The sequence below is a fragment of the Novosphingobium olei genome (assembly GCF_037076535.1).
In the GTDB taxonomy this organism is placed as follows: domain Bacteria; phylum Pseudomonadota; class Alphaproteobacteria; order Sphingomonadales; family Sphingomonadaceae; genus Novosphingobium; species Novosphingobium olei.
Window position 1 is genome coordinate 3,400,517 of record NZ_AP029021.1, and the last position, 24,826, is coordinate 3,425,342.

Consider the following 24,826-nt stretch of genomic DNA (forward strand, 5'->3'; position numbering starts at 1 on the left):
AGAGGAAAAGACATGGCCAAGACAGAGCGTACCGGCAGGGTTGAAGGCAAGAAGGCGCTGGTCACCGGCGCCGCGCAGGGACTTGGTGCCGCGCACGCGTGGACGCTGGCGCGCGAAGGCGCGAAAGTGCTGCTGACAGACATCAACGGCGAAGGCGCTGCCGCGCAGGCCGCCGCGATCAATGCCGAACTTGGCGAAGGCACCGCCTTCGCCCTGCGCCACGATGTGACCAGCCCCGAAGACTGGGACGCGGCCATCGCCATGGCGGTCGCCAAGCTCGGCGGCCTGTCGGTGCTGGTCAACAACGCCGGCGTCGGCGTGCGCGGCAACATCGAGACAGCCACGCTCGAAGACTGGCGCCGCGGCTTTGCCATCAACGTCGATTCGGTCTTCCTCGGCTGCCAGAAGGCGCTGCCGGTGATGAAGGAGAACCAGCCCGGCTCGATCGTCAACATCAGCTCGATCGCCGGCCTGATCGCGTCCGACACGATGCCCGGCTACAACGCCAGCAAGGCGGCGGTGTGGATGCTGTCGAAGTCGGTCGCGCTCTACTGCGCCAAGCGCGGGTGGGACATCCGCTGCAATTCGGTCCACCCGACGTTCGTCGACACCCCGATCCTCGATGGCATCGCCACCAATGCCAATCTCGACAAGGACGTGGTGATGGGCAAGCTCGCCCGCCAGATCCCGCTCGGCCGCGTGGGCGAACCGCAGGACATCGCCAACGGCGTGCTCTACCTCGCCAGCGACGAAAGCCGCTTCATGACCGGGGCCGAACTCAAGCTCGACGGCGGCATCAGCGCTCTCTGACACACGCCCGCCCGGGCAAGCCGGCGGGGGTTGGCGCGCCCCCGCCGCTCGCCTATGAGCGCACCCGCAAGAGGGGAAATCCAGACGTCATGTCCGCGCCATTGATCCTGACCTTTTCGTGCGAGGACCGTCCCGGCATCGTCGCCAAGGTGACCGGCTGCCTGTTCCAGGCGGGCGCCAACATTCTCGAGGCGCAGCAGTTCGACGATATCGAATCCGGCCGCTTCTTCATGCGCGTCGTCTTTGCCGCCGATACCGGGCTCGAAGGCATGCGCGGCGCGATCGCGCCGATGGCCTCCAGCCTCGGCATGGACTGGTCGCTGCGCGATACCTCGATCAAGCGCCGCGTGGTGCTGATGGTCAGCAAGTTCGACCATTGCCTGGGCGATCTGCTCTACCGCACCCGCATCGGCGAACTGCCGATGGAGATCGTCGCGATCATCGGCAACCATCCCTTGGAAGCGCTCAACGTCTCGCTGTTCGGCGATCTGCCCTACCACCACCTGCCGATCACCAAGGACACCAAGCCGCAGCAGGAAGCGCAAGTGAAGCGCGTGGTCGAGGAAACCGGCGCCGAACTCGTCGTGCTCGCGCGCTACATGCAGATCCTGTCGGACGATCTCGCCAGCTTCCTCTCGGGCCGCTGCATCAACATCCACCACTCGTTCCTGCCCAGCTTCAAGGGCGCCAAGCCCTATCACCAGGCGCACGCGCGCGGGGTGAAGATGATCGGCGCCACCGCGCACTACGTCACCGCCGATCTCGACGAAGGCCCGATCATCCATCAGGACGTCGAGCCGGTCAGCCATGCCGACACGCCGGAGGATCTGGTGCGCAAGGGCCGCGACATCGAACGCCGCGTGCTGGCCGAAGCGGTGCGCCTGCACCTGGGCGACCGCGCTCTGCTCAACGGCAGCAAGACGGTGGTGTTCAAGAGCTGAAAGTTCAGTCGGGCGGAGTTCAGTCGGGCGGAGTTCAGTCGGGCAGGGCCTCGCGCCGGCCGGGCCGCGCGGCAAAGCCGTGCATGCCCATCCACCACTGAAAGGCGATGATCCCGCCCTTCGCCGGGCGCAGCAGCGCGATCAGCAGCACCAGCGCCATCGTGCCCACCAGCGCCATCATAGCGCCCAGCGAAAGGTCGGTCTTCAGCCCCAGCTCGATGATCACCGGCGCCATCACGTGGCCGGTGATCAGGATCGACAAATAGGCGGGAAAGTCGTCCGCCGCGTGCAGCGTCCAGTTCTGCCCGCACAGGCGGCAGCGTTCCACCGGCTTGACGAACCCTGCGAACAGATGCGTGCCGCCGCAGCGCGGACAGCGCCCCCGCGCGCCCCGCGCCAGCGCCGCGCCCAGCGAATGCGGCAGGGCAGCGGAAGGCAGCGGCAGCGCGGCATCGGGCATCGGCCTACTTCTTCGTCGCGAACGGGTTCTTGGGGCTGCGCAGCGTCAGCCGGATCGGCACCGCATCGAATCCCAGTTCGCGCCGGATGCCGTTGATCAGGTACCGGCGGTAGCTTTCGGGCAGTTCGTCCAGCCGCGTGCCGAACAGCACGAAGCCCGGCGGCCGGGTCTTGGCCTGCGTAATATAGCGCAGCTTGATCCGCTTGCCGCCCGGCGCCGGCGGCGGGTTGGCGGCCAGCGCATCGTCGAACCAGCGGTTCAGCGCGGCGGTCGGCACGCGCTTCGACCACGCCGCGCGGATCTCGAAGGCGGCTTTCAGCAGATCGTCGAGCCCCTTGCCGGTGCGGCCCGAAATCGCCAGCAGCGGCACGCCGCGCACTTGCGCAAGGCCATCGTCCAGCGCCTTGCGGATGCCCTGGAACAGGCCCGAAGGATCTTCGGCCACGTCCCACTTGTTGATCGCGATCATCAGCGCGCGACCTTCTTCGAGCACCATCGACGCGATCTTGAGGTCCTGGTGCTCAAGCCCGCGCGTCGCATCGAGCGTCAGCACGACGACTTCGGCGAAATCGATGGCGTGGCGCGCATCGGCCACCGACATCTTCTCGAGCTTTTCGGTCACCTGCGCCTTCTTGCGCATCCCCGCCGTGTCGATCAGGCGGACCGGTCGATAGCCTTCGCGCTCGGGATCGAACCACTGCCAGTCGATGGCGATCGAATCGCGGGTGATGCCTGCTTCCGGCCCGGTCAGCAGGCGGTTTTCGCCCAGCAGCTTGTTGATCAGCGTGGACTTGCCCGCGTTCGGGCGGCCGACGATGGCGAGCTTGAGGACCGATTCGGGATCGAACTCCTCCTCGTCCTCGCCCGCTTCGTCTGCATCCTCGTCCTCTTCGGCCTGCTTGGGCTCGAGATGCGGGCGCAGCGCTTCGAACAGGTCGGCCAGGCCCTGGCCATGCTCGGCGGAAAAAGCCACCGGCTCGCCGAAGCCTAGGGCAAATGCGTCATAGATGCCGGGATCGCCCGAACGGCCCTCGGCCTTGTTGGCCATCAGCACGATCGGCACGCGGCTCGATCGCAGGTATCGGGCGATTTCCTCGTCGAGCGGGGTGACGCCGGCACGCGCGTCGATCACGAACAGCGCCACGTCGGCACCGATCAGCGATGCCTCGGTCTGCTGGCGCATGCGGCCGGGCAGCGTTTCGGGATCGAGGTCTTCCCATCCGGCGGTGTCGACGATGGTGAAGTCGAGCCCCAGCAGGCTCGCATCGCCGAAGCGGCGGTCGCGCGTGACGCCCGGCTGGTCGTCGACAAGCGCCAGCTTCTTGCCCACGAGCCGGTTGAACAGCGTGGATTTGCCGACGTTGGGCCGGCCGATAATGATAACCTGGGGACGCATGGTCCTCCCGTGGCCCTTATGCGCGCCGAAGGCAAGCATACGGCGTTCTTACTCACTTTGGCTATAGAGCCGTTAACCATTGTGTGAAAGCCTTGCTCAACCACGGCAAGGCAGAAACATGCCCATGCGGAATTGGACTTGGACGGGCATCCCGCTCGCGATCATGCTGGCAACCGGCTTCGGCGCGACCGCGCTGGCGCGCGCCATCGATGCGCCGGTCGCGGGCTACGACGATGCTTCGGTCGGCGACGATGCCGATACCGGCCTTGAATGCGTGCCCTATGCCCGGCAGGTGTCTGGCATCGCGATCTATGGCGATGCCTGGCGCTGGTGGGACCAGGCCGAAGGCCAGTATGCGCGCGGCCGCCGGCCCAGGGTGGGCGCGGTGATGAGCTTTGCGCCCCACGGCGCGATGCGCCTTGGCCACGTTGCCGCCGTCAGCCGGATCATCGACCGCCGCACCGTCCTGCTGCGCCATGCCAACTGGTCGCCCATCGGCGGCCGCCGCGGCCAGATCGAGGACAACGTCCGCGCCATCGACGTCTCGCCCGACAACGACTGGAGCGAAGTGCGCGTGTGGTACGCCCCGCTCGGCGATCTCGGCACCACGCACTGGCCGGTCAATGGCTTCATCTACAACGAACCCGCAGACCCCGCCGCGCGGATGACCGGCAAGCCCGTCGTCCTCGCCTCGGCATCGCTGCCTGCCACGCTTGCCCGCGCGCCCTATCGCTCGCAGATCGGCGCGGACTTCCTCTCGGGCATCGCCACCGACACGCCGGCCCGCCCGCGCCCCGCCGCCAAGGCCGCCAGCGCCTCCTCGTCCCCTCTGTCGCCCGCGCCCGCGCGCCGGATGCTCGCCTACGCCGAACCGGTCGCGCAGACGAAAACGACCGCACCCCGGGGGGCGCGGTCGCTTGCCGACGATCCGATCGGCCGGATCATCGCCGCACGGATGCGGTAATCACCCGGCGCGTTACAGCGTGGTGAAGATCGCGCCGAAGTCCTTGCCGCCGTTGCCGGCTTCGACGAACGCTTCGTAGATCGCCTTGGCGTGCTCGCCCATGGGGACGGTCGCACCCGCGCTCTGCGCGCCTTCCATGGCGAGCTTCAGATCCTTGAGCATCAGCGCCGAGGCGAAGCCGCCGGCATAGCCGTTGTCCGCCGGGCTCGTCGCGCCAACGCCCGGTGCCGGGGTATAGTCGTTGAGCGACCAGCAGTAACCCGTCGACTTCGACGAGATCTCGTAGAACTTCTGCGGATCGAGCCCGGCCTTGCCGGCCAGCGCCAGCGCCTCGCACGTGCCGATCATGTGGATCGCCAGCAGCATGTTGTTGCACATCTTGGCAACCTGGCCTGCGCCCACCTCGCCGGCATGGATCACCGCCTTGGCCATCGGTTCAAGCACGGCCTTGGCCTTTTCGAACGTCGCGTCCGAAGCGCCGACCATGAACGTCAGCGTGCCGCCGTTGGCCGCCGCAATCCCGCCCGAAACCGGCGCATCGGCCATTTCGTATCCGGCATCGCTGGCCAGCGCCGCCACTTCGCGCGCCGTGGCAACGTCGATCGTCGAACAGTCAAGGAACAGCGCGCCCTTGGGCGCCTTGCCGATCACGTCGGCGGTATAGACGCTCTTCACGATGGCCCCGTTGGGCAGCATCGTAACCACCGCATCGACGTCGGCAACGGCGTCGGGCACGGCGGTAAAGGTCTGGCAGCCGCCCTCGCCGGCCTTGGTCAGCGCGTCTGCGGAAAGGTCGAAGGCGTGGACCTGGTGGCCCGCCTTGACCAGGTTCGCGGCCATGCCGCCGCCCATGTTGCCAAGGCCGATGAATGCGATCTTCATAGCGTTGCTCCTCAGCGGCCCTTGAACACGCCGGGGCGCTTTTCGATGAAGGCCTTCATGCCCTCGGCCTTGTCCTCGCTCGCGGTCAGGACCTGGAACACGCGGCGTTCGAACAGCAGGCCCTGGTCCAGCGTCGTTTCGAACGCGGCGTTGACCATTTCCTTGTTGGCGACAGCGGCCATCGGCGGCATCGCCGCGATCGTCTCGGCTGCCTTGAGCGCTTCGGCCAGCAGGTCGGCCAGCGGCACCACGCGGCTGACCAGGCCCGAACGCTCGGCCTCGGTCGCGTCCATCATGCGGCCCGTCAGGCACATGTCCATCGACTTGGCCTTGCCCACCGCGCGGGTCAGGCGCTGCGATCCGCCCATGCCGGGAGCCACGCCCAGCTTGATCTCGGGCTGGCCGAACTTGGCGTTTTCCGATGCGATGATGAAGTCGGCCATCATCGCCAGCTCGCACCCGCCGCCCAGCGCAAACCCGTTCACCGCCGCGATCCACGGCTTGCGCGTGGTCTTCACGATGTGGCTGGTCCACTTCGAGAAGAAGTCCTCGTTATAGAAATCCGCCGCCGGCTTGTCGGCCATTTCCTTGATGTCGGCGCCCGCGGCAAAGGCCTTCTCGCCCGATCCCGTCAGCACGGCGCAACGCTGCGAAGCATCGGCCTCGAACGCCGCGAAGGCCTCGATCAGTTCGCCCAGAACCTGCGAATTGAGCGCGTTGAGCGACTGCGGGCGGTTGAGCGTGATGAGGGTGACGGCACCCTTCTGTTCGACGAGGATCGTTTCAAAGGCCACGGTCATCTCCGCTGTTCTGATGGTTCTGGATGTTGTGAAGCAGGGTGGCGAGGTGATCCTCGCTGGCGTGCTGGTGCGCTTCGGCCGCATCGGTCAGCACGTTGTCATAAGGGATGGGTTCGTCGAACTGGTCGGCGGCAAGGTCCCAGTATCGGCCGTCGATCAGGTTATAGAAATGCGTGCCGCCCTTGGTCGCCGTCTTGACGATGTCCCCGCCGAAATGGCGCTGCACGGCCAGCGCCGTCACCGCGCACTGGTTGCGGCAGGGGTTGGCCGGATCGAACGCGTCGGGAATCGTCTGCGCCGACCAGCTGCGCTTCACCACATGGTACAGCGCGATCGGGTCGGCAAAGCTCACAGCGGTTTCCACTCATCCGCCGGATCGAGCGGGGCGAAGATGCCGTCGATCAGGGCATCGCTGACGCCCTCGGGCGTGGCCGGGTCCCACTTGGGGGCATTGTCCTTGTCGACGATCACCGCCCGCACGCCTTCGGCAAAGTCCGGGCGGGTCAGCACGCGGCTGGCGATGCGGTATTCCGTCGCCATGTTCGCGGCAAAGTCGGGCAAGGTCAGGCTGTCGGCTAGCTGGCGCAGCGCGACCTTGCAGGTCTGCGGGCTCTTGGTGGCAAGGCTCGCCAGCGTAGCGTTCGCGAAATCGCTGCATTCGGCCTTCAGCGCGGCAAGGATGTCTTCATAGACGTTGGAAGCGAACAGCCGCTCGATCTCGGCTGCATGAACGGCGATCTTCGCCTCGGGCGGCACCGCCGAAAGTTCGCGCAGGATCGTCGCGATCGCGCCCGGCTCGGCCGCGATCCGCGCCTTGGCCGCGGCCAGGTTCTCGGCCGGCAAGTAATGGGTGGCAAGGCCCGCCCAGACGCATTCCGCCCCGTCCAGCCGCGCGCCGGTCAGCGCAAGGTACTGGCCCAGCCGCCCCTTCAGCCGCGACAGGTACCAGCCGCCGCCCACATCGGGGAACAGGCCGATGCCGGTCTCGGGCATGGCCAGCCGCGTCGCCTCGGTCGCCACGCGGTACTGCGCCGGGCCCGAAATGCCCACGCCCCCGCCCATGGTGATCCCGTCCATGAACGCCACCACCGGCTTGGGGTAGGTCATGATCAGGTGGTTGAGCTGGTATTCGTCGTGGAAGAACTTGCGCCCCGAAGCGCCGCCATCGTTCAGCGCCGAATTGCGCAGGAAGGCGATGTCCCCCCCTGCGCAGAAGCCCCGGCCCTCGCTGTGGTCGATCAGCACCGCCTGCACCGCCTCGTCACCCTGCCAGCCCTGCATCGCCGCGACCATGGCATGCACCATGTCGAGGTTGAGCGCATGGATCGCCTTGGGCCGGTTGAGCGACAGCACGCCCACCGCCCCGTCGCGCTTCACCAGAAGGTCATCGGTCACTGAACAATCTCCGTTCACTTCAGGCGCAGCCCGAAAGCGTTCATTTCAGCAGGTCGCGGCCCACGATCATCCGCATCACCTCGTTGGTGCCTTCCAGGATGCGGTGGACGCGCAGGTCGCGCCAGAAGCGCTCGATCGGGTAGTCGCGCAGGTAGCCATAGCCGCCGAACATCTGCAGCGCCTTGTCGACGATTTCCGAGCCGTTGTCGGTCGAAAGCTTCTTCGCCATCGCCGAAAAGCGCGTCTTGTCGGGCGCGCCCTGCGTCACCTTGGCCGCCGCGAGGTAGAGCAGCGCGCGCGCCGCTTCCAGGTCGGTCGCCATGTCGGCCAGCACGAACTGGGTGTTCTGGAACTCGGCGATCGACTTGCCGAACTGCTTGCGATCCTTGACGTACTGGATCGCCTCGTCGAGGCAGCGCTGCGCCCCGCCCAGCGAGCACGCGCCGATGTTCAGGCGCCCGCCGTCCAGACCCGCCATCGCGAACTTGAAGCCATCGCCTTCCGCGCCGACGCGGTTGGCCACCGGCACCTTCACGTTGTCGAAGATCACCTGCGCGGTGGGCGACGCGTTCCAGCCGAGCTTCTTTTCCGGCGCGCCGAAGCTCACGCCGTCCATGTCCTTGTCGATCACCAGGCACGAAATGCCGCGCGCGCTGTCATCGCCCGTGCGCACCATCGTCACGTAGATATCGTTGACGCCGCCGCCCGAGATGAACTGCTTGGTGCCGTTGACGACGTAGTGGTCGCCTTCCAGCCGCGCCGTGGTCTTCAGCGCCGCCGCGTCAGAACCCGAACCCGGCTCGGTCAGGCAGTAGCTGGCGATCTTGTCCATGGTCACCAGCTGGGGAAGGTAGCGGCCCTTGATCTCGTCGCCGCCGAAGCAGTCGATCATCCACGACGCCATGTTGTGGATCGAGATGAACGCGCTCGTTGCCGGGCAGCCATAGGCCATGGCTTCCATGATCAGCGCCGCTTCCAGACGGCCAAGGCCGATGCCGCCCGATTCCTCGCTGACATAGATCGCGGCAAAGCCCAGCTCGGCCGCCGCCTTGATCGTTTCGCGCGGGAAGGTGTGCTCCTCGTCCCACTGCGCGGCGAACGGGGTGATCGCATCGGCGGTGAAACGGCGCGCCATGTCCTGGATGGCGATCTGGTCTTCGGTCAGCGCGAACTGATCGGTCATGTGTCTCATCCCCTTGGGCGCTTAATCGCCCGCTTGAATTGCCTGACCGGCGCCTAGACCCGGCGCTCCATGGCTGTCCAGTCTCACCCATGGGCCATGCCGGCAATCGGGCGGCGGAGCAGCAATTGCGTGCAAAGAGCCGGGCAATTTTATGCCCGGCTCCATGCCTTTCCCATCAGCCCATCGTCGGGATGACGAAGGCGTTGCCGCCGTCGGGCGAACCGTCGGGCCAGCGCTGGGTCACGGTCTTCACCTTGGTCCAGAACTTCACGCCTTCCATGCCGTGCTGGTTGGTGTCGCCGAACGCCGAACGCTTCCACCCGCCGAAGGTGTGGTAGGCGACCGGCACCGGGATCGGCACGTTGATGCCCACCATGCCGACATTGACGCGCGCGGCGAACTCGCGCGCGGCATGGCCGTTGCGCGTGAAGATGGCGACGCCATTGCCGTACTGGTGCTTGCTCGGCAGCTCGACCGCTTCCTCGAAGTTCTTGGCGCGCACGATCTGCAGCACGGGCCCGAAGATCTCGTTGTGGTAGCTGTCCATGTCCGGCGTCACGTGGTCGATCAGCGTCGGGCCGACGAAGAAGCCCTTTTCGTGGCCCTGCAGGGTAAAGCCGCGGCCGTCGATGACCAGCTCGCCGCCTTCTTCCACGCACTTGCCGATCCAGCCCTCGACCTTTTCCTTGTGCGCCTGGGTCACCACCGGACCATAATGCGCTTCGGGATCGGTCGATACGCCCACGCGCAGCGCGTTGATCGCGGGGATCAGCTTGGCGCGCAGCTTCTCGGCGGTTTCCTCGCCTACCGGCACGACCACGGGCAGCGCCATGCAGCGCTCGCCGGCCGAACCGAAGGCCGCGCCGCACAGATCGTTGACCACCTGGTCAAGGTCGGCGTCGGGCATGACGATGCCGTGGTTCTTCGCACCGCCCATGGCCTGCACGCGCTTGCCCGCCGCCACGCCGCGGTTGTAGACATAGTGCGCGATGTCGGACGATCCGACGAAGCTGATCGCGCCGATCGCCGGGTGATCCAGGATCGCGTCGACCATTTCCTTGTCGCCGTGGACCACCTGGCAGATGCCCTCGGGCAGGCCCGCTTCGATGAACAGCTCGGCCAGGCGCACCGGCACCGAAGGATCGCGTTCGCTGGGCTTGATGATGAAAGCGTTGCCCGTGGCGATGGCGATCGCGCTCATCCACAGCGGGATCATGCCGGGGAAGTTGAACGGCGTGATGCCCGCGCCGATGCCGATCGGCTGGCGCATCGAATAGACGTCGATGCCGGGGCCGGCGCCTTGGGTGTATTCGCCCTTGATCACGTGCGGCAGGCCGCAGGCGAACTCGACGACTTCAAGCCCGCGCTGGATGTCGCCCTTGGCATCGGCGATGACCTTGCCGTGCTCGGACGAAAGCGTGCGGGCGAGCTCCTCCATGTTCGCTTCGACCAGTTCCTTGAAGCGAAACATCACGCGGGCGCGGCGCTGCGGGTTGGTCGCGGCCCAGGCGGGCTGCGCCTTCAGCGCGGCCTGCACCGCGCGCTCGAGCGTTTCGGCCGTGCCGAGCGCCACTTGCGCCTGCACGCCGCCGTTGTTGGGGTCGAAGACGTCGCCCTTGCGGGCGGGCTCGCCGCCGGCACCGCCGACGATGAAATGGTCGATGAGGCGCATGGTAATCCTCTCAAACTGGATGGGCGACTGGACTTGGGCCGCGATGTGCACCCCCGCCCGGTTGCAAGCAAGGCGCGAAAATGCGAGGTTCACCTGCATTTATGCAGGTACCCGACTGGAACGACTTTCAGGCCTTCCTCGCCGTCGCGCGCAGCGGCCAGCTCGCGCGCGCCGCCGCCGCGATGGGCGTCGATGCCACCACCGTCGGCCGCCGCCTGCGCCGGCTCGAATCGCGCGTCGGCGCCACGCTGTTCGAACAGACGCGCGAAGGACAGGTCCTGACCGAAGCGGGCGAAGCCATGCTCGCCGAGGTCGAGGCGATGGAGCAGGCCGCCAGCCGCATCGCCGAACATGCCGCCACCGGCGGTGGCCCGGCCGGGCTCCTGCGCGTCAGTCTGTCCGAAGGCTTCGCCAGCTGGATCGTCGCGCCCGCGCTGCCCAGCTTCATCGATGCCAATCCGCGTCTGATGGTCGATCTGGTGGCGAACTCGGGCTTCCTCAGCCCGTCCAAGCGCGAAGCCGATCTTGCCGTCACGCTCTCCCGCCCCCGCGCGGGCCCGGTCATCGCGGGCAAGCTGTCGGACTATGCGCTCAGGCTCTACGCCACGCGCGGCTATCTCGCGCGCCGCGGCATGCCCGAACGCCCGGCAGACCTCGCGCAGGGCCATCGCCTCGTCGGCTACATCCCCGACCTGCTGTATGCGCCCGAACTGCGCTATCTGGCTGAAATCGAGGAGGATCTTTCCGCGACGGTGCGCTCCAGCTCGATCAACGCGCAGCACCGCCTGATCGCCGCCGGGGCCGGCATCGGCGTGCTGCCCTGCTTCATCGGCGATGCGGACAAGTGGCTGGTGCCCGTGCTGCCAGAGGCGCGCATCACGCGCAGCTTCTGGCTCGTGACGCACAAGGACACGCACAACCTCGCCCGCGTGCGCGCCTTCAAGGACTGGCTGACCGCGCTCGCCTTGCGCGAACGCGCCCGCCTGCTGCCCCGGTGACCGGAGAGCGAAGCCGCCGGGCCACGCGCCCGGCCGGCTTTCAGGCCTTGGCGACCGGCGCGCCCTCGCCCAGGTCCTCGTACCACGCCTCGACCGGACCGTTCAGCTTGAGCGTCAGCGGATTCCCCTTGCGATCCATGGTCTTGCCCGCCTGCACGCGGACCCAGCCCTCGGAAATGCAGTATTCCTCGACATTGGTGCGCACCGTGCCCTTGAAGCGGATGCCCACGCCACGGCGCAGCTTGTCCGCATCGAAGTACGGGCTGCGCGGATTGATGGCGAGGTGATCCGGCGGCACGTCGGGGCCGGAAGTCTGCGGAGTGGTTTCGTCGGTCATGGTGCGCGGCAAATATCTTGCCCACCCCACTTGTCAATCGCAGCCGCACGGGATAGAGGCGCGCCCCTGCCCCGGCTCCACGCCGGCGAGCGGGCGCGTAGCTCAGCGGTAGAGCACACCCTTCACACGGGTGGGGTCACAGGTTCAATCCCTGTCGCGCCCACCACTCAAACCCGCGGGGGTCCCTGCGGGTTTTTGTGTTTCTGGCCCGGGGCGCGGATTTGCGGAAGTTGTGCGCCCCACCCGATCCTCCCCTGCAAGTGGAGGGGGTACAGCGCGCGGCCCCAAAGAAGAGAACAGTCCTTCGACAAGCTCAGGACGGACGGAGTACGGAAGCCCCCAAAACGTCATCCCAGCGAAGGCTGGGATCGCTGGCCACCGAGCGCCTACCAACCGGTCCGCAAACCGCCAGCGATGCCAGCCTACGCTGGCATGACGGTTGAGTAATAAAGAGCCCCCACCCTAATCCGCCTGCCCTGAGACTGTCGAAGGGCCGCCCTTGTCCTTCAAGCGCAACAGGGAGATCGAACGCAACACCTCCCCACAGCGCAACCCTCGCGCCGGAAGACGTCCCGGGAGCGCGAGGGGGGCACCCCCTCGCATCTATCCTGTTCTTTGGCCTTCCCTGCCCAACCTTGACAAAACGTACCATATAGGTTATAGGCCACCCCACGGACCGGGAGCGGCATGGCCGGCTTGCTCTTCGCTCCTTCGGGCCAATCTCCACGATGGGAAAGGCCCGACGCGACCGGCGCGGGTCGGCGCTGCGGTAGGCCACTTCCTCGGAAGCGGTCAGCGAGGGCGTTAAGCCCCAGTCCCGGGCACACCCAACGCCACTGCAACGGACGGGCGGATGTGGTGCGGTGGTTCAACCGCGTGCATGCGCCTCCCTGAAGTCACAGTGCCCCATGACCTGCCAAGATGGCCCTAGCGCCGATCGAGGCCGTCCGGGCTGATCCTTCAGGGACTTTTCGCTACGGACCGGGCCGCCTTGCGAGCCGCCGCCCGGGTTTCGAGCCCCCGTCCGAATTCAGGCTGAGCCGATCCGGGATAGCCAACGCCCCGCCGGCCACTCGCCAGAGCGTTCCTCTTGCCCTCCACGCGCACGCGCCACGCATGGCGCCCGCGCCGGTCGCGCAGGTCCGTATCTTCCCCCACGGCGTTATCGTCCGGGCTCGCCGCCGGATAAGCCTCTGTGAACGCGAGGCAGGCCCTACTTCACCACCTCGCCGCCCTTCATCACGTGGGCGACGTTTTCCAGCACCGCGATGTCGGCCAGCGGATCGCCCGCCACCGCCACCATGTCGGCATAGTGGCCGGGGGACAGCGCGCCGACGTCCTTGCTGCGCCCCAGCAGCTCGGCGCTGACCGTGGTGGCCGACTGGATCGCCTGCATCGGCGTCATGCCGTAGCGCACCATGTACTTGAACTGCCGCGCGTTGAGCCCGTGGGGATAGACCCCGGCATCGGTGCCGAAGCTCAACTTCACGCCCGCCTTCACCGCCTTGCGAAAGCCCTGGCGCTGCGCCTCGGTGGTATCGTCGTTCTTGCGCAGCATGTCGGAAGGCCAGTGATCGCGGCGGCCCACGTCGGCGATCCAGTCGCCGTCGTATATATCCATGTCGAGCCACACGCCCTTCGCTTTCGCCAGCGCGATGCCTTCGTCGTCGATCAGGCTGGCGTGCTCGATCGCGCGCACGCCCGCGTTGATCGCCGCCTTGATGCCGCCTGCGCCGTGCGCGTGCGCGGTCACCCACGATCCGCGCTGGCGGGCTACGTCGACCGCCGCCTTCATGATCTCGGGCGAAAGCTCCAGCTGCCCCGGCTCGGTCCCCTGCGCCAGCACCGCGCCGGTGGCGATCAGCTTGATCGAATCGGCGCCGTTCTGGAACAGGCGGTTGACCACCAGCGTGGTGTCCGCCGCATCGCGCACCACGCCCGCGCGCATGTCGGCGGGCACGGTCACGTCGGGCGCGAAGCCGGTCACTTCGCCCCCGCCGCCGGGGATGGTGACATAGGCGCCCACCGCGCTCATCCGCGGCCCCGGCACGTCGCCGCGCTCGATCGCGTTGCGCAATTCGACGTCGGCATAGGCGCGGAACGATCCGACATCGTGCACCGTGGTGAAGCCCGCCAGCAGCGTCTTCTTCGCATTGCGCGCGCCGATGAAGGCGATTTCCATCGGCGAATGCAGCAGCGGTTCGGCCACGTTGTTCGACTGGTCGACGTCGGCCAGATGCACGTGGCAATCGATCAGGCCGGGCAGCACGGTGAGGTCCGACCAGTCGACCACCTTGGCGCCCGGTGGCACCGCGCCCGCGCCATCGGGCCCGACCGCGGCGACGCGTCCGTCCTCGACCCGCAGCACCTGGGCCGCCAGCACCCGCCCGCCCTCCGGATCGATCAGCCGCCCGGCGCGGACGTACAGCGTTTCCGCCTGCGCAGCGGCGGGCAGCAGGGCGAGCGAGGCAAGGAGCAGGCGCAGCATGGATCGCAGACTAGCGCGCGCCCCGCCCGGCGCCAGCCTCCATTCGCCGACTCTCTATTCGCCGATCAGGTGGGCCACCACCTGCCGCCGGTGGGCGGCACGGCGATGTTCGACAAGGTAGATCCCCTGCCACGTCCCCAGCGCCATCCGCCCGCCCAGCACCGGGATCGACAGCGTCACGCCCGTCAGCAGGGCTTTGAGGTGTGCGGGCATGTCGTCGGGCCCTTCGTCATCGTGGGCATAGCCGTCATTCTCGGGCGCCAGCCGGTCGAGCCAGCGCATGATGTCACCGCGTACTTCGCGCGCCGCGTTTTCCTGGATGCACAGCGAAGCCGAGGTGTGCCGGCACAGCAAGGTCAGCAGCCCCTTGCCGATCCCCTGCGCGCCGAGCCAGTCGGACACCACGCCGGTGATCTCGTGCAGGCCCCGGCCCGGAGTCTCGATCGTGAAGGTGGTGGTCGCCTGCTGCATCGTCCCCATATGGCAGAGATGCGCCCGCATCAGCCAGACTTGTTCGACGACAGCCCCCGCGCGCAAGTCGGAGCCCCACTGCCCGAAGGCATGGCGCTGCACCCCGGCATGGTCGATGGTGCGCAAGAAGCCGCGCTGATCGCCGGGATCGATGCCTCCCCGCTCACCCCGTTCGCATTCCAGGGGTGGCTGGGCAAGCGGCTGACCATGTCATGGGGCAGCGCCTACGACTACCAGCGTGGCACCGTCCTGCCCGCACCGCCGATCCCCGACTGGCTATTGCCCTTGCGCGCCCGAATGGCCGGCTGGGCAGAGGTCGATCCCGCCGCGCTCGTCCAGGCGCTCGCGATCCGCTACGATCCGGGCGCGGGGATCGGCTGGCATCGCGATCGTCCGCAATATGGGCTGGTGCTCGGCCTCTCGCTCGGCGCGCCCGACCGCTTCCGCCTGCGCCGCCGCCGCGCCAACGGCACCTTCGATCGGTGCGAGGTGCCGCTCACCCCGCGCGAGGCCTATCGCCTCGACGGACCCGCGCGCAGCGCATGGGAGCATTCGATCCTGCCCGCCACCGCCACGCGCTGGTCGCTCACCTTCAGGACATTACGCTAGCGCTGTCTTGAACAGCGCGAGCATCCGGCCCCATGCCTTTTCGGCCTGCGCCTGGTCATAGATCGGCGCATCGATCGTGCACCAGCCGTGCTGCGCGGGGTAGACTTCCACCTCGGCCGCACGCCCCGCCGCCTTGGCTGCCGCGCGCAGCGCGTCCTTGTCGCCGGGCGCGCGCTCGTCGTCGTTCTGGGCGATGGCGAAAAGGTAGCTCGCCTGCGTGCTCGCCAGCAGCTTGTGCGGGCTGTCGGGCGTTTCGTTGACGAGATTGGCGCCATGGAAGCTCGCCGCCGCGCCCACGCGCGCCGGGCTCGCCACGGCGGTGCGCACGGTGAACGGCCCGCCCATGCAATAGCCCGCCGAACCGATCTTGCGCTTGGTGTCGACTTCGGCCTGCCCGTCGAGCCAGGCGACGAAAGCCCCGGCATCGCTGGTCGTGCCCGCCGGCGTGATCGCCGCGATCATCGGCTTGAGCTTTTCCTGCCCCGCAGGCGTGCGCCATTCGGACAGGCTCGTCATGATCGGCGCAGGCGCCGAGCGATAATACTGGTTGACCACCAGCACGGCATAGCCTGCGCTGGCAAGGCGGGTGCCCATCGTGCGGTAGGCATCGCGAAGGCCCGCGATGTCGGGCCAGAGGATCACCGCCGCATGCCTGCCCGACTTGGGATAGACGAAGAAGGCGTCGGCCTTGCCATCGGGGGTGGTGATCGTCACCGCGCGGCTGGCGGTGGGCAGCGCACCGGCATCGGGCGCCGCGACGCAACCGGGCGCGACCGCCAGGACCGCCGCACCCGCGCCCAGCGCGGCAAAGCGCCGCCGGTCGACGGGATAGCCCTGGGCCGGATGTCCCTGGGCCGGATAAACTTGGGCAAGGAAGCGCTCGTTGTCGCTTTCGGTCAGTTCATCGCACATCGTGTCCGCTCCTTCGCCTGCCCGTCGCCCCGCACGATAGCGTGCTGGCGAAGCGGTGCAATGCTGCCCTTGGGCACACCCTAGGTTCCCCTTGCCGAGCGCCTGCAACCGATTTAACTGATGGATTAAACAAGCACCCTGAAAGGAATCCCGTGGCCGACCACATCGCCGGAAAGTCTATCGTCATCACCGGTGCGGGCGGCGGCTTCGGCAAGCTGGTCGCGGAAAAGGCGGCGGCGCGCGGGGCAAAGGTGACGCTGGGCGATATCAACGGCGAAGCGCTCGATGCCACGGTCGCCGAAATCCGTGGGCACGGCGGCACCGCGCAGGGGCTGGCGACCGATGTGACCGATCTTGCCGCGATGAAGGCGCTGGTCGACCTCGCCGTTCGTGGCCACGGCGGGATCGACGTGATGGTCAACAACGCTGGGATCATGCCGCTGGCGTTCTTTGCCGACCATGCCTCTGCCTATGACGCGTGGGTCCGCTGCATCGACATCAACTTCAAGGGCGTGCTCAACGGCATGGTCGCCGCCTACGATCCGATGATCGCTGCCGGCCGGGGCCAGGTGATCAACGTGTCGTCGATTTACGGCAATTTCCCGACCGTGGGCGCGGGCGTCTATGGCGCGACCAAGGCGGCCGTGAACATCCTGGGGGAATCGCTGCGGCTGGAATCGCGGGGCAAGATCAAGGTGACGACGGTCAAGCCGACGGGCGTTGCCGGCACCGGGCTGGCCGGAACGGTCGTCAACATGGATGGCCTTGCCGGCATCCTCGGGCTCAATGCTGCCGAGGCGAACGCCGTGTTCGCGCAGATGGCCGACGGTTCGATCGACCCGGCGCGGCTCAACCCCGAAAACATCGACTACGCCAATCTCGAACCGCGCTTCATCGCCGATGCCGTGCTCCACGCGATCGACCAGCCCTGGGGCGTTTCGATCGGGGAGATCACCGTGCGCGGCGCGGGCGATTACTACATGCTTTGAAACTGACGCGCACCCTGCCGGGGGTGCACGATGGGAAAGAACGTACCGGGCAAAAGCCCGGCGGATGGAGAGGATCCGACAATGCGCATGAAACAGCTTTCGGCCGTCGCGATTTCCACGGTGGCGCTGGCCATCGCCGCCTGCCAGATCGGCGGGGCGGACCCGGTCAAGGCCGGGGCCACGGCCGGGGTGACCGACGCGATGATCGCCGCGGCACCCGATGCCGAATGGCTGAGCTATGGCCGCGATTATGGCGAGCAGCGCTTTTCGCCGCTGACGCAGGTCAACGACCAGAACGTGGGCCAGCTCGGCCTTGCCTGGTACGCCGATCTCGACACCGCGCGCGGGCAGGAAGCGACCCCGCTGGTGCACGACGGGGTGATCTACGTTTCCACCGCATGGTCGATGGTCAAGGCCTACGACGCCCGGACCGGCCAGCCCAAGTGGGCCTATGACCCCAAGGTTCCGCGCGAAACGCTGGTCCGCGCGTGCTGCGATGCGGTCAACCGGGGCGTGGCGATCTATGGGGACAAGATCTACGTCGGCACGCTCGATGGCCGCCTCGTCGCGCTGGATGCCAAGACGGGCAAGGAAGTGTTCTCCAAGGTCGTCGTGCCCGATCAGCAGAACTACACCATCACCGGCGCCCCGCGCGTGGTGAAGGGCCGCATCCTGATCGGCGCGGGCGGCGGCGAATACCGGGCGCGCGGCTATCTCGCGGCCTATGATCCCAACACGGGCGCCGAAGTGTGGCGCTTCAACACCGTGCCCGGCAACCCGGCCGATGGCTTTGCCAAGGAAGGCCGCAACGCCAGGGCGATGGAAGCCGCGGCCAAGAGCTGGGCCGGCGACTGGTGGACCATCGGCGGCGGCGGCACGGTGTGGGATTCGATCACCTATGATCCCGCCACCAACCTCGTGCTGTTCGGCACCGGCAATGCCGAGCCTTGGAACCCGGCGGCGATGGGCCGCGAAGGCGATGCGCTCTACACCTCCTCGATCGTGGCGGTGAATGCCGAAACCGGCGAATATGCCTGGCACTTCCAGGAAACGCCGGAAGACCGCTGGGACTTCGATTCCGATGCGCAGATTACCATCGCCGACGTGATGGTGAACGGGCAGAAGCGCCACGTTGCCATCCACGCGCCCAAGAACGGCCATGTCTACGTGCTCGACGTGAAGACCGGCCAGTTCCTTTCGGGCACGCCGTGGGTTCCGGTGAACTGGACCACCGGGCTCGATCCCAAGACCGGCAAGGCGACGATCAATCCCGAAGCGCGCTATGACAAGACCGGCAAGCCCTGGGTGGGCCTGCCCGGCGCGATCGGCGCGCATTCGTGGCACGCGCAGAGCTTCAGCCCCAAGACCGGCCTGCTCTACATCCCCACCAACGTCGCCGCGCAGGGCTATGTCGCGGCCAAGGACTGGAAGCCGAGCGCGATCGGCTACCAGTTCGCGATCGACCCTTCGCAGACCTCGCTGCCCGCCGAAGGCCGCGCCGCCGCCAAGGCCGCGACGGTCGGCGCGCTGGTCGCCTGGGACGTTGCCGCCAAGAAGGAAGCCTGGCGCGTGCCGATGCCCACGCCGTGGAACGGCGGCGTGCTGTCGACCGCGGGCAACCTCGTGTTCCAGGGCAACGCCACCGGCCAGTTCGTCGCCTACAGCGCGGACAAGGGGCAGAAGCTGTGGTCCTATGGCACGCAGAGCGGCGTGATCGCCGCGCCGATGACCTATGCCATCGGCGGTGAACAGTATGTCGCCATCCTGGTCGGCTGGGGCGGCGTGTGGGATCTTTCGGCGGGCATCCTTGCCCACACCGGCGGCGCCTACAAGAACATCAGCCGCCTGATGGTATTCAAGCTGGGCGCCAAGGGCACGCTGCCCGCCGCGCCCAAGCCCGACAACCAGGCGGTGCTCGATCCGCCGCCGTTCACCGGCAAGCCCGAACAGGTCGCGCGCGGCAGCCAGCTCTATGGCCGCTACTGCACGGTCTGCCACGGCGACGCGGCGATCGCCGGCGGCCTTGTGCCCGACTTGCGCCATTCGGGCGCGCTCGGCTCGGACGAGGCGATCAAGTCGATCGTGATCGACGGCGTGCTGCACGAAAACGGCATGGTCTCGTTCAAGTCGGCGCTGAAGCCCGAGGATGCCGAGGACCTGCGCCAGTTCCTGATCAAGCGCGCCAACGACGACAAGGCTCTCGAAGAAAAGAAGGGCGGCTGATCCCGCCCGCTTGCGGATCACGGTCATGCCGGGCACCCTGCCGGGCATGACCGCCGTTTCCGCCAACGATCCCGAAGACATCCGCGCTTTCCATCGCCTGAGCGAGGAAATCACCACGTCGGGACGGCTGGAAGCGCACGATATCGACCGCCTGGCCGCGATCGGGGTGGCGCACGTGATCAACCTGGCGCTGGCCGACCATCCCGAGGCGCTGGCGGACGAAGCCGAGCGCTGCGCCGCCGCCGGGATCGGCTATACCCACATTCCGGTGCCGTTCGACGCGCCGGGCGAGGACCATCTCGCCGCGTTCGACACCGCGATGGAGGCAGCCGGCGGCCCGGTGCACGTGCACTGCATCATGAACTGGCGGGTTTCGGCCTTCTTCTACCGCCGCCACATCGCGCAAGGCATGGCCGAGCGCGAGGCGCGGGCGCTGATGGAGCGGCATTGGGTGCCCGAAACCAACAGCAATCCCCACGCCCCCGCCTGGGCGGCGTTCATTGCCCATCCCAGAAGTTGAGTTCCAGCAGCACGCCGTTGGGATCGAGCGTGAACACCTGGGTAAGGCCGATCGAATCGATCCGGTTGTGCTGGCAATCGCGCCCCATGTCCTTGAGCCGGGCGAGCACCACATCGGGTTCGCTGCAATTGAGCGCGACATGGTGGATCGCCCCGGTCTCTCCCCCGGCGACGGCGGCGCGATCGTAGGCGCGCGGGCAATCGACCGAATTGAGGTGGAGGATCGGCCGCCCTTGCCGGTCGTGCATCCACTGGATCTGGTCGGGCCGGGACGGCGGCGGCCCGTCGCGCCGTTCAAGGCCGAGCAGCGCGGCATAGAACGCGGCGCTGGCGTCAAGGTCGGCGCAGATGATGTTGACGTGATCGAGCGCGTTGACCTGCATCGGAAATCCCCTCGGAAGCTTTTGCCGCAGCTTGGGGGCATGGGCCGCGCGGCGCAACTGCCAGATCTGGCGAGGGGCCTTACACAGCGATTCACCGCTCACCAGCCGTTCATACAAGGTTTATTGAGACGCATTCTCAAATAGCTTGTCATTGCAAACGACTCGCAATAGTAGCCCCTGCAAGATCAAGGGGAAAAATCCATGCGTTCCAATGAATCGCGTGCCACCGGCGCGCTGCTCGGCTCGGTGCTTGCTGCTGCCCTGGTGGCGCCGGCAGGTGCGACCGCCCATGCCGAAGAAGCCGCCGACGCCGCCGACAGCAATGGCCGTCCGCAGATCGTGGTGCTGGGCCAGCGCGCCGAGGATGCCAATCCCAACGCGCAGGACGGCGCGCCGTACAAGGTCAACAAGTCGCAGAACGGCAAGTTCACCGAGCCGCTGCGCGATACCCCCAAGACGATCACCGCAATCCCCAAGGAAGTGATCGAAGACATCGGCGCGACATCGTTCCGCGAAGTGGTCCGTTCCACCCCCGGCGTGACGCTGGGCACGGGCGAAGGCGGCAACGCGTTCGGCGACCGCATCTTCATCCGCGGCTTCGAAGCGCGCAACGACGTCTATATCGACGGCCTGCGCGATCCGGGCGTGACCAGCCGCGAAGTGTTCGCGGTGGAACAGATCGAAGTGGTCAAGGGTCCGTCCGCCACCTACGGCGGGCGGGGCACGACCGGCGGGCTGGTTTCGGTGCAGTCCAAGCGCGCCGCCACCGACCGTTCGTTCCTGGTGGCCGATGCGGGGCTGGGCACCGACGATTACAAGCGCTTCACCATCGACGGCAATGCCAAGATCGCCGACGGCTGGGCGCTGCGGGTGAACGGCATGTTCCATGACGCGGATACGCCGGGCCGCGACCACGTGTGGCAGCGCCGCTGGGGCGTGGCCGCCGCGCTGACCGGCGAAGTGACCGACCGCCTGACGCTGCGTGCCGATTACTACCACACCCAGCTGGACGGCATGCCCGATTATGGCCACCCGTTCGACGCGACGATCCAGCAGCCGGCCAAGGTCGACCGCGACAACTTCTATGGCATCCTGGCGCGCGACTTCATCAAGAACGGCGCCGATGTCGGCACGCTGGCGGCGGACTGGGAGGCGACCGAGGGCCTCTCCATCCACGGCACCGTGCGCTATGGCGAAACCTACAACCGCTATATCGTCAGCGCGCCGGAAAACCCCAACCTTGCCGCCGGGACGGTGACCGCGAACCCCAAGAATTCCAACCGCGACAACCGCTATTACGCGGCGAGCCTTTATGCGGTGGCCGAAGTGCCGACCGGGCCGTTCCAGCACAAGATCGTGTTCGGCGGCGACTTTTCCGACGAGAAGGTGCGCAACCAGCCCTATACCATCACGTCGACATCGAACGGATCGGCAACCAACCCGGTCTACACCAGCCGCTTCGGCGTGGTGCTCGACCTGCAGAACCCGGACAACTATGTCCCGTTCGACTTCCCGGTGGGCCTGGGCGTGGTGTCGCACAACCGGGTGCGCTCGCTGGGTGCCTATGCCATCGACACGATCACGCTGGCCAAGGGCCTGACCGCGACGCTGGGCCTGCGCGGCGATACCTTCACGATCGACTACGACACCGAAGACGGCAATTCGGCCCTTGCCGGCAACCAGCCGCTGGCACTGCGCAGCGACACGGGCTTCCTCAACTGGCAGGGCGCGCTGACGTACAAGCCGGTCGAAGCGCTGACGATCTATGGCAGCTATGCCACCAGCTCGAACCCTTCGGGCGAGCAGATCGACGCGACCAGCGCCGGGTACGATGGCCTGGGCACCGCCAACGTCAACCTGCAGCCCGAGCGCAACAAGGCGTGGGAAGGCGGCGTGAAGTGGGAGACGGCGGGCGGCAAGCTGCTGCTTTCGGCCGCGGCATTCCGCATCACCAAGGAAAACGCGCGCGAGCTGCAGGGTGACGGCACCTACCAGCTGGTCGGCAAGCTGCGCTCGCAGGGCTTCGAGGCGAGCGTCAACGGCACGCTGTTCGAACGGCTGAACCTGTTCGGCGGCTATACCTATACCGATGCCAAGATCGTCGCGTCGTCCAATGCGGCCAACGTCGGCAAGATCTTCGCCAACATTCCCAAGCACAGCGCCAGCCTGCTGGCGACGCTGCTGGTAACCAGCAACTTCGAGTTCGGCGGGCAGGCGACGTATCGCAGCGAGCTGTTCGGCGGCACCGCCGCGGCGGGCACGGCGCGCGTGCCGGGCTACACCCGCTTCGACATCGTGGCGCGGTGGAAGCCGACGACGTGGCTGGAGACGCGGCTCAACGTCAACAACGTGACCGACAAGACCTACTACGATGCGATCTATCGTTCGGCGACGCCGTTCGCCTATGTTGCGCCCGGCCGGTCGGCCATGCTGACCTTCACCGTGCGCTACTGAGGCAGGAAGTCCCGTCCGATGCTGATTGTCGTCCCTCAGGTCCTGCCGCGCGAGGAGGCGCTTTCCCTCGGGCGCCGGATCGCTGCCGCGGACTGGGTGGACGGCAACGTGACGAGCGGGGCGCTGGCCGCGCTCGCCAAGCGCAACCGCCAGCTACCGGAAGAAAGCCAGGCCGCGGCGGCGGCGCGGGCCCGGGTGCAGCAGGCGCTGGCCGGATCGCCACTGTTCCTTTCGGCCGCGCTGCCCAAGGCGATCTATCCCCCGCTGTTCAACCGCTATGGCGTGGGCGAAGGCTTTGGCGACCACATCGACAACGCCATCCGGCTGGACCCGGCCAGTGGCACGCGGCTGCGCACCGATCTTTCGGCGACGCTGTTCCTGTCGGAGGATTACGACGGGGGCGAGCTGGTGATCGAGGGCGGCTTCGGCCGCGTTGCCTACAAATGCGCGGCGGGCGACATGGTGCTCTATCCCAGCACCAGCCTGCACCGCGTGACCGAGGTGACGCGCGGCGAGCGGATTGCGAGCTTCTTCTGGCTGGAATCGCTGGTGCGCGATGCCGATGCGCGCGAAATGCTGTTCGACCTCGACCAGTCAATCCAGCAGCTGACGATGGAGCGCGGGGGCGACGATGGCGAGGTGCTGCGCCTCGCCAAGGTCTACCACAACCTGATCCGGCGCTGGGCGGCCTGAACCCCTAGAGTTCTGCCGCCAGCGCCGGACCGGGCGATCAGAAGATCTCGAACAGGCCGGCCGCGCCCATGCCGCCGCCGACGCACATCGTGACGACCGCGTACTTCGCGCCACGGCGCTTGCCTTCGATCAGCGCGTGTGCGGTGCAGCGCGCGCCTGTCATGCCATAGGGGTGGCCGATCGAGATCGAGCCGCCGTTGACGTTGAGCAGATCGTTCGGGATGCCGAGCTTGTCGCGGCAGTAGAGCACCTGCACCGCGAACGCTTCGTTCAGTTCCCACAGGCCGATGTCACCGATCTTCAGGTCGAAGCGTTCGAGCAGCTTGGGGATCGCGTAGACCGGGCCGATGCCCATTTCGTCGGGTTCGGTGCCGGCAACCGCCATGCCGACATAGCGGCCGAGCGGGGTAAGGCCCTTGGCGGCGGCAAGGCCGGCTTCCATCACGACGACCGCGGCCGAACCATCGGACAGCTGGCTGGCATTGCCGGCGGTGACGATGCCGCCTTCGATCACGGGCTTGAGGCTCTGCAGCCCTTCGAGCGTGGTTTCGGGACGGTTGCCTTCGTCCTTCTTCAGCGTGATCTCCTTCATCGAGATCTCGCCGGTGGCCTTGTCCTGCACGCCCATCGTGGCGGTCACTTCGACGATTTCGTCATCGAACTTGCCGGCGGCCTGCGCGGCGGCGGTGCGCTGCTGCGACTGGAGGGCATATTCGTCGCAGGCTTCGCGGCTGATGCCATAGCGCTGGCCGACGATTTCGGCGGTCTGCAGCATGGGCATGTAGATTGCCTGATGCATCGCCTTGAGCGAAGGATCGGGCTGCACGCGCATTTCCTTGGTCTGCACCAGGCTGATCGAATCCTGCCCGCCCGCGGCGACGACGTTCATGCGATCGATCACCACCTGCTTGCTGGCGGTGGCGATCGACATCAGGCCCGACGAGCACTGGCGGTCCATGCTCATGCCCGACGTGGTGATGGGAAGACCGGCGCGCAGCGCGACCTGGCGGGCGATGTTGCCGGCCTGCGTGCCCTGCTGGAGTGCAGCGCCCCACAGCACGTCATCGACTTCGGCCCCTTCGATGCCGGCGCGCGCCACGGCGGCGGACAGCGAAAGCGCGCCGAGGGTGGCGCCGGGCGTGGCGTTGAACGCGCCCTTGTAGGCCCGCCCGATAGGGGTGCGGGCGACGGAAACGATGACGGCATCACGCATGGTATGTTCTCCTTTGGGGTGTTCCTGTGGTCAG

24 protein-coding genes and 1 tRNA gene are annotated in these 24,826 nt (G+C 67.3%); 11 read left to right on the forward strand and 14 right to left on the reverse strand.

The features are described 5' to 3' along the window. Positions 1 to 12: 12 nt before the first annotated feature. Positions 13 to 810, forward strand: coding sequence for an SDR family oxidoreductase (locus tag AACH40_RS16015; protein WP_169491360.1), 798 nt, complete (start codon positions 13 to 15; stop codon positions 808 to 810). 89 nt (positions 811 to 899) lie between these two features. Beyond that, the gene (purU, locus tag AACH40_RS16020; protein ID WP_338643255.1) at positions 900 to 1,751 is read left to right on the forward strand and encodes a formyltetrahydrofolate deformylase; all 852 of its coding nucleotides are present in this window, start codon (positions 900 to 902) and stop codon (positions 1,749 to 1,751) included. A gap of 34 nt (positions 1,752 to 1,785) precedes the next feature. On the opposite strand, the gene AACH40_RS16025 is transcribed toward purU, so the two are convergent. Next, entirely contained in the window at positions 1,786 to 2,211 is a 426-nt protein-coding gene (locus AACH40_RS16025; protein ID WP_338643256.1) for a DUF983 domain-containing protein, read from the reverse strand. A 4-nt stretch (positions 2,212 to 2,215) separates the two neighbouring features. Then, complete coding sequence (der, locus tag AACH40_RS16030; protein WP_169491357.1) at positions 2,216 to 3,607, reverse strand: ribosome biogenesis GTPase Der; 1,392 nt, start codon at positions 3,605 to 3,607, stop codon at positions 2,216 to 2,218. A 124-nt stretch (positions 3,608 to 3,731) separates the two neighbouring features. Here der and AACH40_RS16035 point away from each other — a divergent pair, with 124 nt between their 5' ends. Further along, a complete protein-coding gene (locus AACH40_RS16035) occupies positions 3,732 to 4,571 on the forward strand; it encodes a CHAP domain-containing protein (protein ID WP_338643257.1) in 840 nt (279 codons plus the stop codon). A gap of 12 nt (positions 4,572 to 4,583) precedes the next feature. Here AACH40_RS16035 and mmsB read toward each other — a convergent pair whose 3' ends face one another. The 6 genes from mmsB to AACH40_RS16065 all read right to left on the reverse strand — a co-directional run bounded on the left by mmsB (position 4,584) and on the right by AACH40_RS16065 (position 10,503). Beyond that, complete coding sequence (mmsB, locus tag AACH40_RS16040; RefSeq protein WP_338643258.1) at positions 4,584 to 5,453, reverse strand: 3-hydroxyisobutyrate dehydrogenase; 870 nt, start codon at positions 5,451 to 5,453, stop codon at positions 4,584 to 4,586. An 11-nt stretch (positions 5,454 to 5,464) separates the two neighbouring features. Next, entirely contained in the window at positions 5,465 to 6,253 is a 789-nt protein-coding gene (locus tag AACH40_RS16045; protein WP_422394863.1) for an enoyl-CoA hydratase-related protein, read from the reverse strand. After that, positions 6,237 to 6,605 carry a YunG family protein gene (locus tag AACH40_RS16050; RefSeq protein ID WP_169491355.1) on the reverse strand — a complete coding sequence of 123 codons (369 nt, stop codon included), beginning with the start codon at positions 6,603 to 6,605 and terminating at the stop codon, positions 6,237 to 6,239. The genes AACH40_RS16045 and AACH40_RS16050 overlap by 17 nt, the downstream gene beginning before the upstream one ends. Further along, on the reverse strand, positions 6,602 to 7,648 hold the full coding sequence (locus tag AACH40_RS16055) for an enoyl-CoA hydratase/isomerase family protein (protein ID WP_338643259.1): 1,047 nt from the start codon (positions 7,646 to 7,648) through the stop codon (positions 6,602 to 6,604). Before AACH40_RS16055 ends, AACH40_RS16050 begins: the two co-directional genes overlap by 4 nt. Positions 7,649 to 7,688: 40 nt before the next feature. After that, positions 7,689 to 8,831 carry an acyl-CoA dehydrogenase family protein gene (locus AACH40_RS16060; RefSeq protein WP_338643260.1) on the reverse strand — a complete coding sequence of 381 codons (1,143 nt, stop codon included), beginning with the start codon at positions 8,829 to 8,831 and terminating at the stop codon, positions 7,689 to 7,691. A gap of 175 nt (positions 8,832 to 9,006) precedes the next feature. Further along, positions 9,007 to 10,503, reverse strand: a complete 1,497-nt coding sequence (locus AACH40_RS16065; protein WP_169491352.1) for a CoA-acylating methylmalonate-semialdehyde dehydrogenase — start codon at positions 10,501 to 10,503, stop codon at positions 9,007 to 9,009. Positions 10,504 to 10,604: 101 nt separating this feature from the next. On the opposite strand from AACH40_RS16065, the gene AACH40_RS16070 reads away from it, so the two are divergent. Then, positions 10,605 to 11,501 (forward strand): LysR family transcriptional regulator, encoded by an 897-nt coding sequence (locus AACH40_RS16070; protein ID WP_169491351.1) that lies wholly within the window; start codon positions 10,605 to 10,607, stop codon positions 11,499 to 11,501. A 40-nt stretch (positions 11,502 to 11,541) separates the two neighbouring features. Here the strand turns inward: AACH40_RS16070 and AACH40_RS16075 are convergent, their stop codons facing one another. Further along, positions 11,542 to 11,838, reverse strand: coding sequence for a DUF3297 family protein (locus AACH40_RS16075; protein WP_169491350.1), 297 nt, complete (start codon positions 11,836 to 11,838; stop codon positions 11,542 to 11,544). Positions 11,839 to 11,929: 91 nt separating this feature from the next. Between AACH40_RS16075 and AACH40_RS16080 the strand changes: the two genes are divergently transcribed. After that, positions 11,930 to 12,004, forward strand: a tRNA-Val gene (locus tag AACH40_RS16080). Positions 12,005 to 13,051: 1,047 nt separating this feature from the next. Here AACH40_RS16080 and AACH40_RS16085 read toward each other — a convergent pair. Together AACH40_RS16085 and AACH40_RS16090 are read right to left on the reverse strand one after the other, a co-directional pair. Then, positions 13,052 to 14,326, reverse strand: a complete 1,275-nt coding sequence (locus AACH40_RS16085) for an amidohydrolase family protein (protein ID WP_338643263.1) — start codon at positions 14,324 to 14,326, stop codon at positions 13,052 to 13,054. Positions 14,327 to 14,380: 54 nt separating this feature from the next. Then, positions 14,381 to 14,797 (reverse strand): secondary thiamine-phosphate synthase enzyme YjbQ, encoded by a 417-nt coding sequence (locus tag AACH40_RS16090; protein WP_338643264.1) that lies wholly within the window; start codon positions 14,795 to 14,797, stop codon positions 14,381 to 14,383. 9 nt (positions 14,798 to 14,806) lie between these two features. Between AACH40_RS16090 and AACH40_RS16095 the strand changes: the two genes are divergently transcribed. Next, a complete protein-coding gene (locus AACH40_RS16095) occupies positions 14,807 to 15,406 on the forward strand; it encodes an alpha-ketoglutarate-dependent dioxygenase AlkB (protein ID WP_338643265.1) in 600 nt (199 codons plus the stop codon). Here the strand turns inward: AACH40_RS16095 and AACH40_RS16100 are convergent. Further along, complete coding sequence (locus AACH40_RS16100) at positions 15,398 to 16,318, reverse strand: dienelactone hydrolase family protein (protein WP_338643266.1); 921 nt, start codon at positions 16,316 to 16,318, stop codon at positions 15,398 to 15,400. The two genes, AACH40_RS16095 and AACH40_RS16100, sit on opposite strands and share 9 nt — an antisense overlap. Positions 16,319 to 16,470: 152 nt before the next feature. Between AACH40_RS16100 and AACH40_RS16105 the strand changes: the two genes are divergently transcribed. The 3 genes from AACH40_RS16105 (at position 16,471) to AACH40_RS16115 (ending at position 20,050) form a co-directional block, all read left to right on the forward strand. Further along, positions 16,471 to 17,307 carry an SDR family oxidoreductase gene (locus AACH40_RS16105; protein WP_338643267.1) on the forward strand — a complete coding sequence of 279 codons (837 nt, stop codon included), beginning with the start codon at positions 16,471 to 16,473 and terminating at the stop codon, positions 17,305 to 17,307. Positions 17,308 to 17,394: 87 nt separating this feature from the next. Further along, positions 17,395 to 19,530, forward strand: coding sequence for a PQQ-dependent dehydrogenase, methanol/ethanol family (locus tag AACH40_RS16110; RefSeq protein ID WP_338643268.1), 2,136 nt, complete (start codon positions 17,395 to 17,397; stop codon positions 19,528 to 19,530). A 25-nt stretch (positions 19,531 to 19,555) separates the two neighbouring features. Then, positions 19,556 to 20,050, forward strand: coding sequence for a protein tyrosine phosphatase family protein (locus AACH40_RS16115; RefSeq protein ID WP_338643269.1), 495 nt, complete (start codon positions 19,556 to 19,558; stop codon positions 20,048 to 20,050). Here the strand turns inward: AACH40_RS16115 and AACH40_RS16120 are convergent. Then, a complete protein-coding gene (locus AACH40_RS16120; RefSeq protein WP_169495065.1) occupies positions 20,028 to 20,432 on the reverse strand; it encodes a VOC family protein in 405 nt (134 codons plus the stop codon). The genes AACH40_RS16115 and AACH40_RS16120 overlap by 23 nt on opposite strands. Positions 20,433 to 20,633: 201 nt before the next feature. On the opposite strand from AACH40_RS16120, the gene AACH40_RS16125 reads away from it, so the two are divergent. Together AACH40_RS16125 and AACH40_RS16130 are read left to right on the forward strand one after the other, a co-directional pair. After that, positions 20,634 to 22,886, forward strand: a complete 2,253-nt coding sequence (locus AACH40_RS16125; protein WP_338643270.1) for a TonB-dependent siderophore receptor — start codon at positions 20,634 to 20,636, stop codon at positions 22,884 to 22,886. Between the two features lie 18 nt (positions 22,887 to 22,904). Then, the gene (locus AACH40_RS16130) at positions 22,905 to 23,579 is read left to right on the forward strand and encodes a Fe2+-dependent dioxygenase (RefSeq protein ID WP_338643271.1); all 675 of its coding nucleotides are present in this window, start codon (positions 22,905 to 22,907) and stop codon (positions 23,577 to 23,579) included. A gap of 37 nt (positions 23,580 to 23,616) precedes the next feature. Here AACH40_RS16130 and AACH40_RS16135 read toward each other — a convergent pair whose 3' ends face one another. Beyond that, on the reverse strand, positions 23,617 to 24,792 hold the full coding sequence (locus tag AACH40_RS16135; protein WP_338643272.1) for an acetyl-CoA C-acyltransferase: 1,176 nt from the start codon (positions 24,790 to 24,792) through the stop codon (positions 23,617 to 23,619). Positions 24,793 to 24,826: the final 34 nt, after the last annotated feature.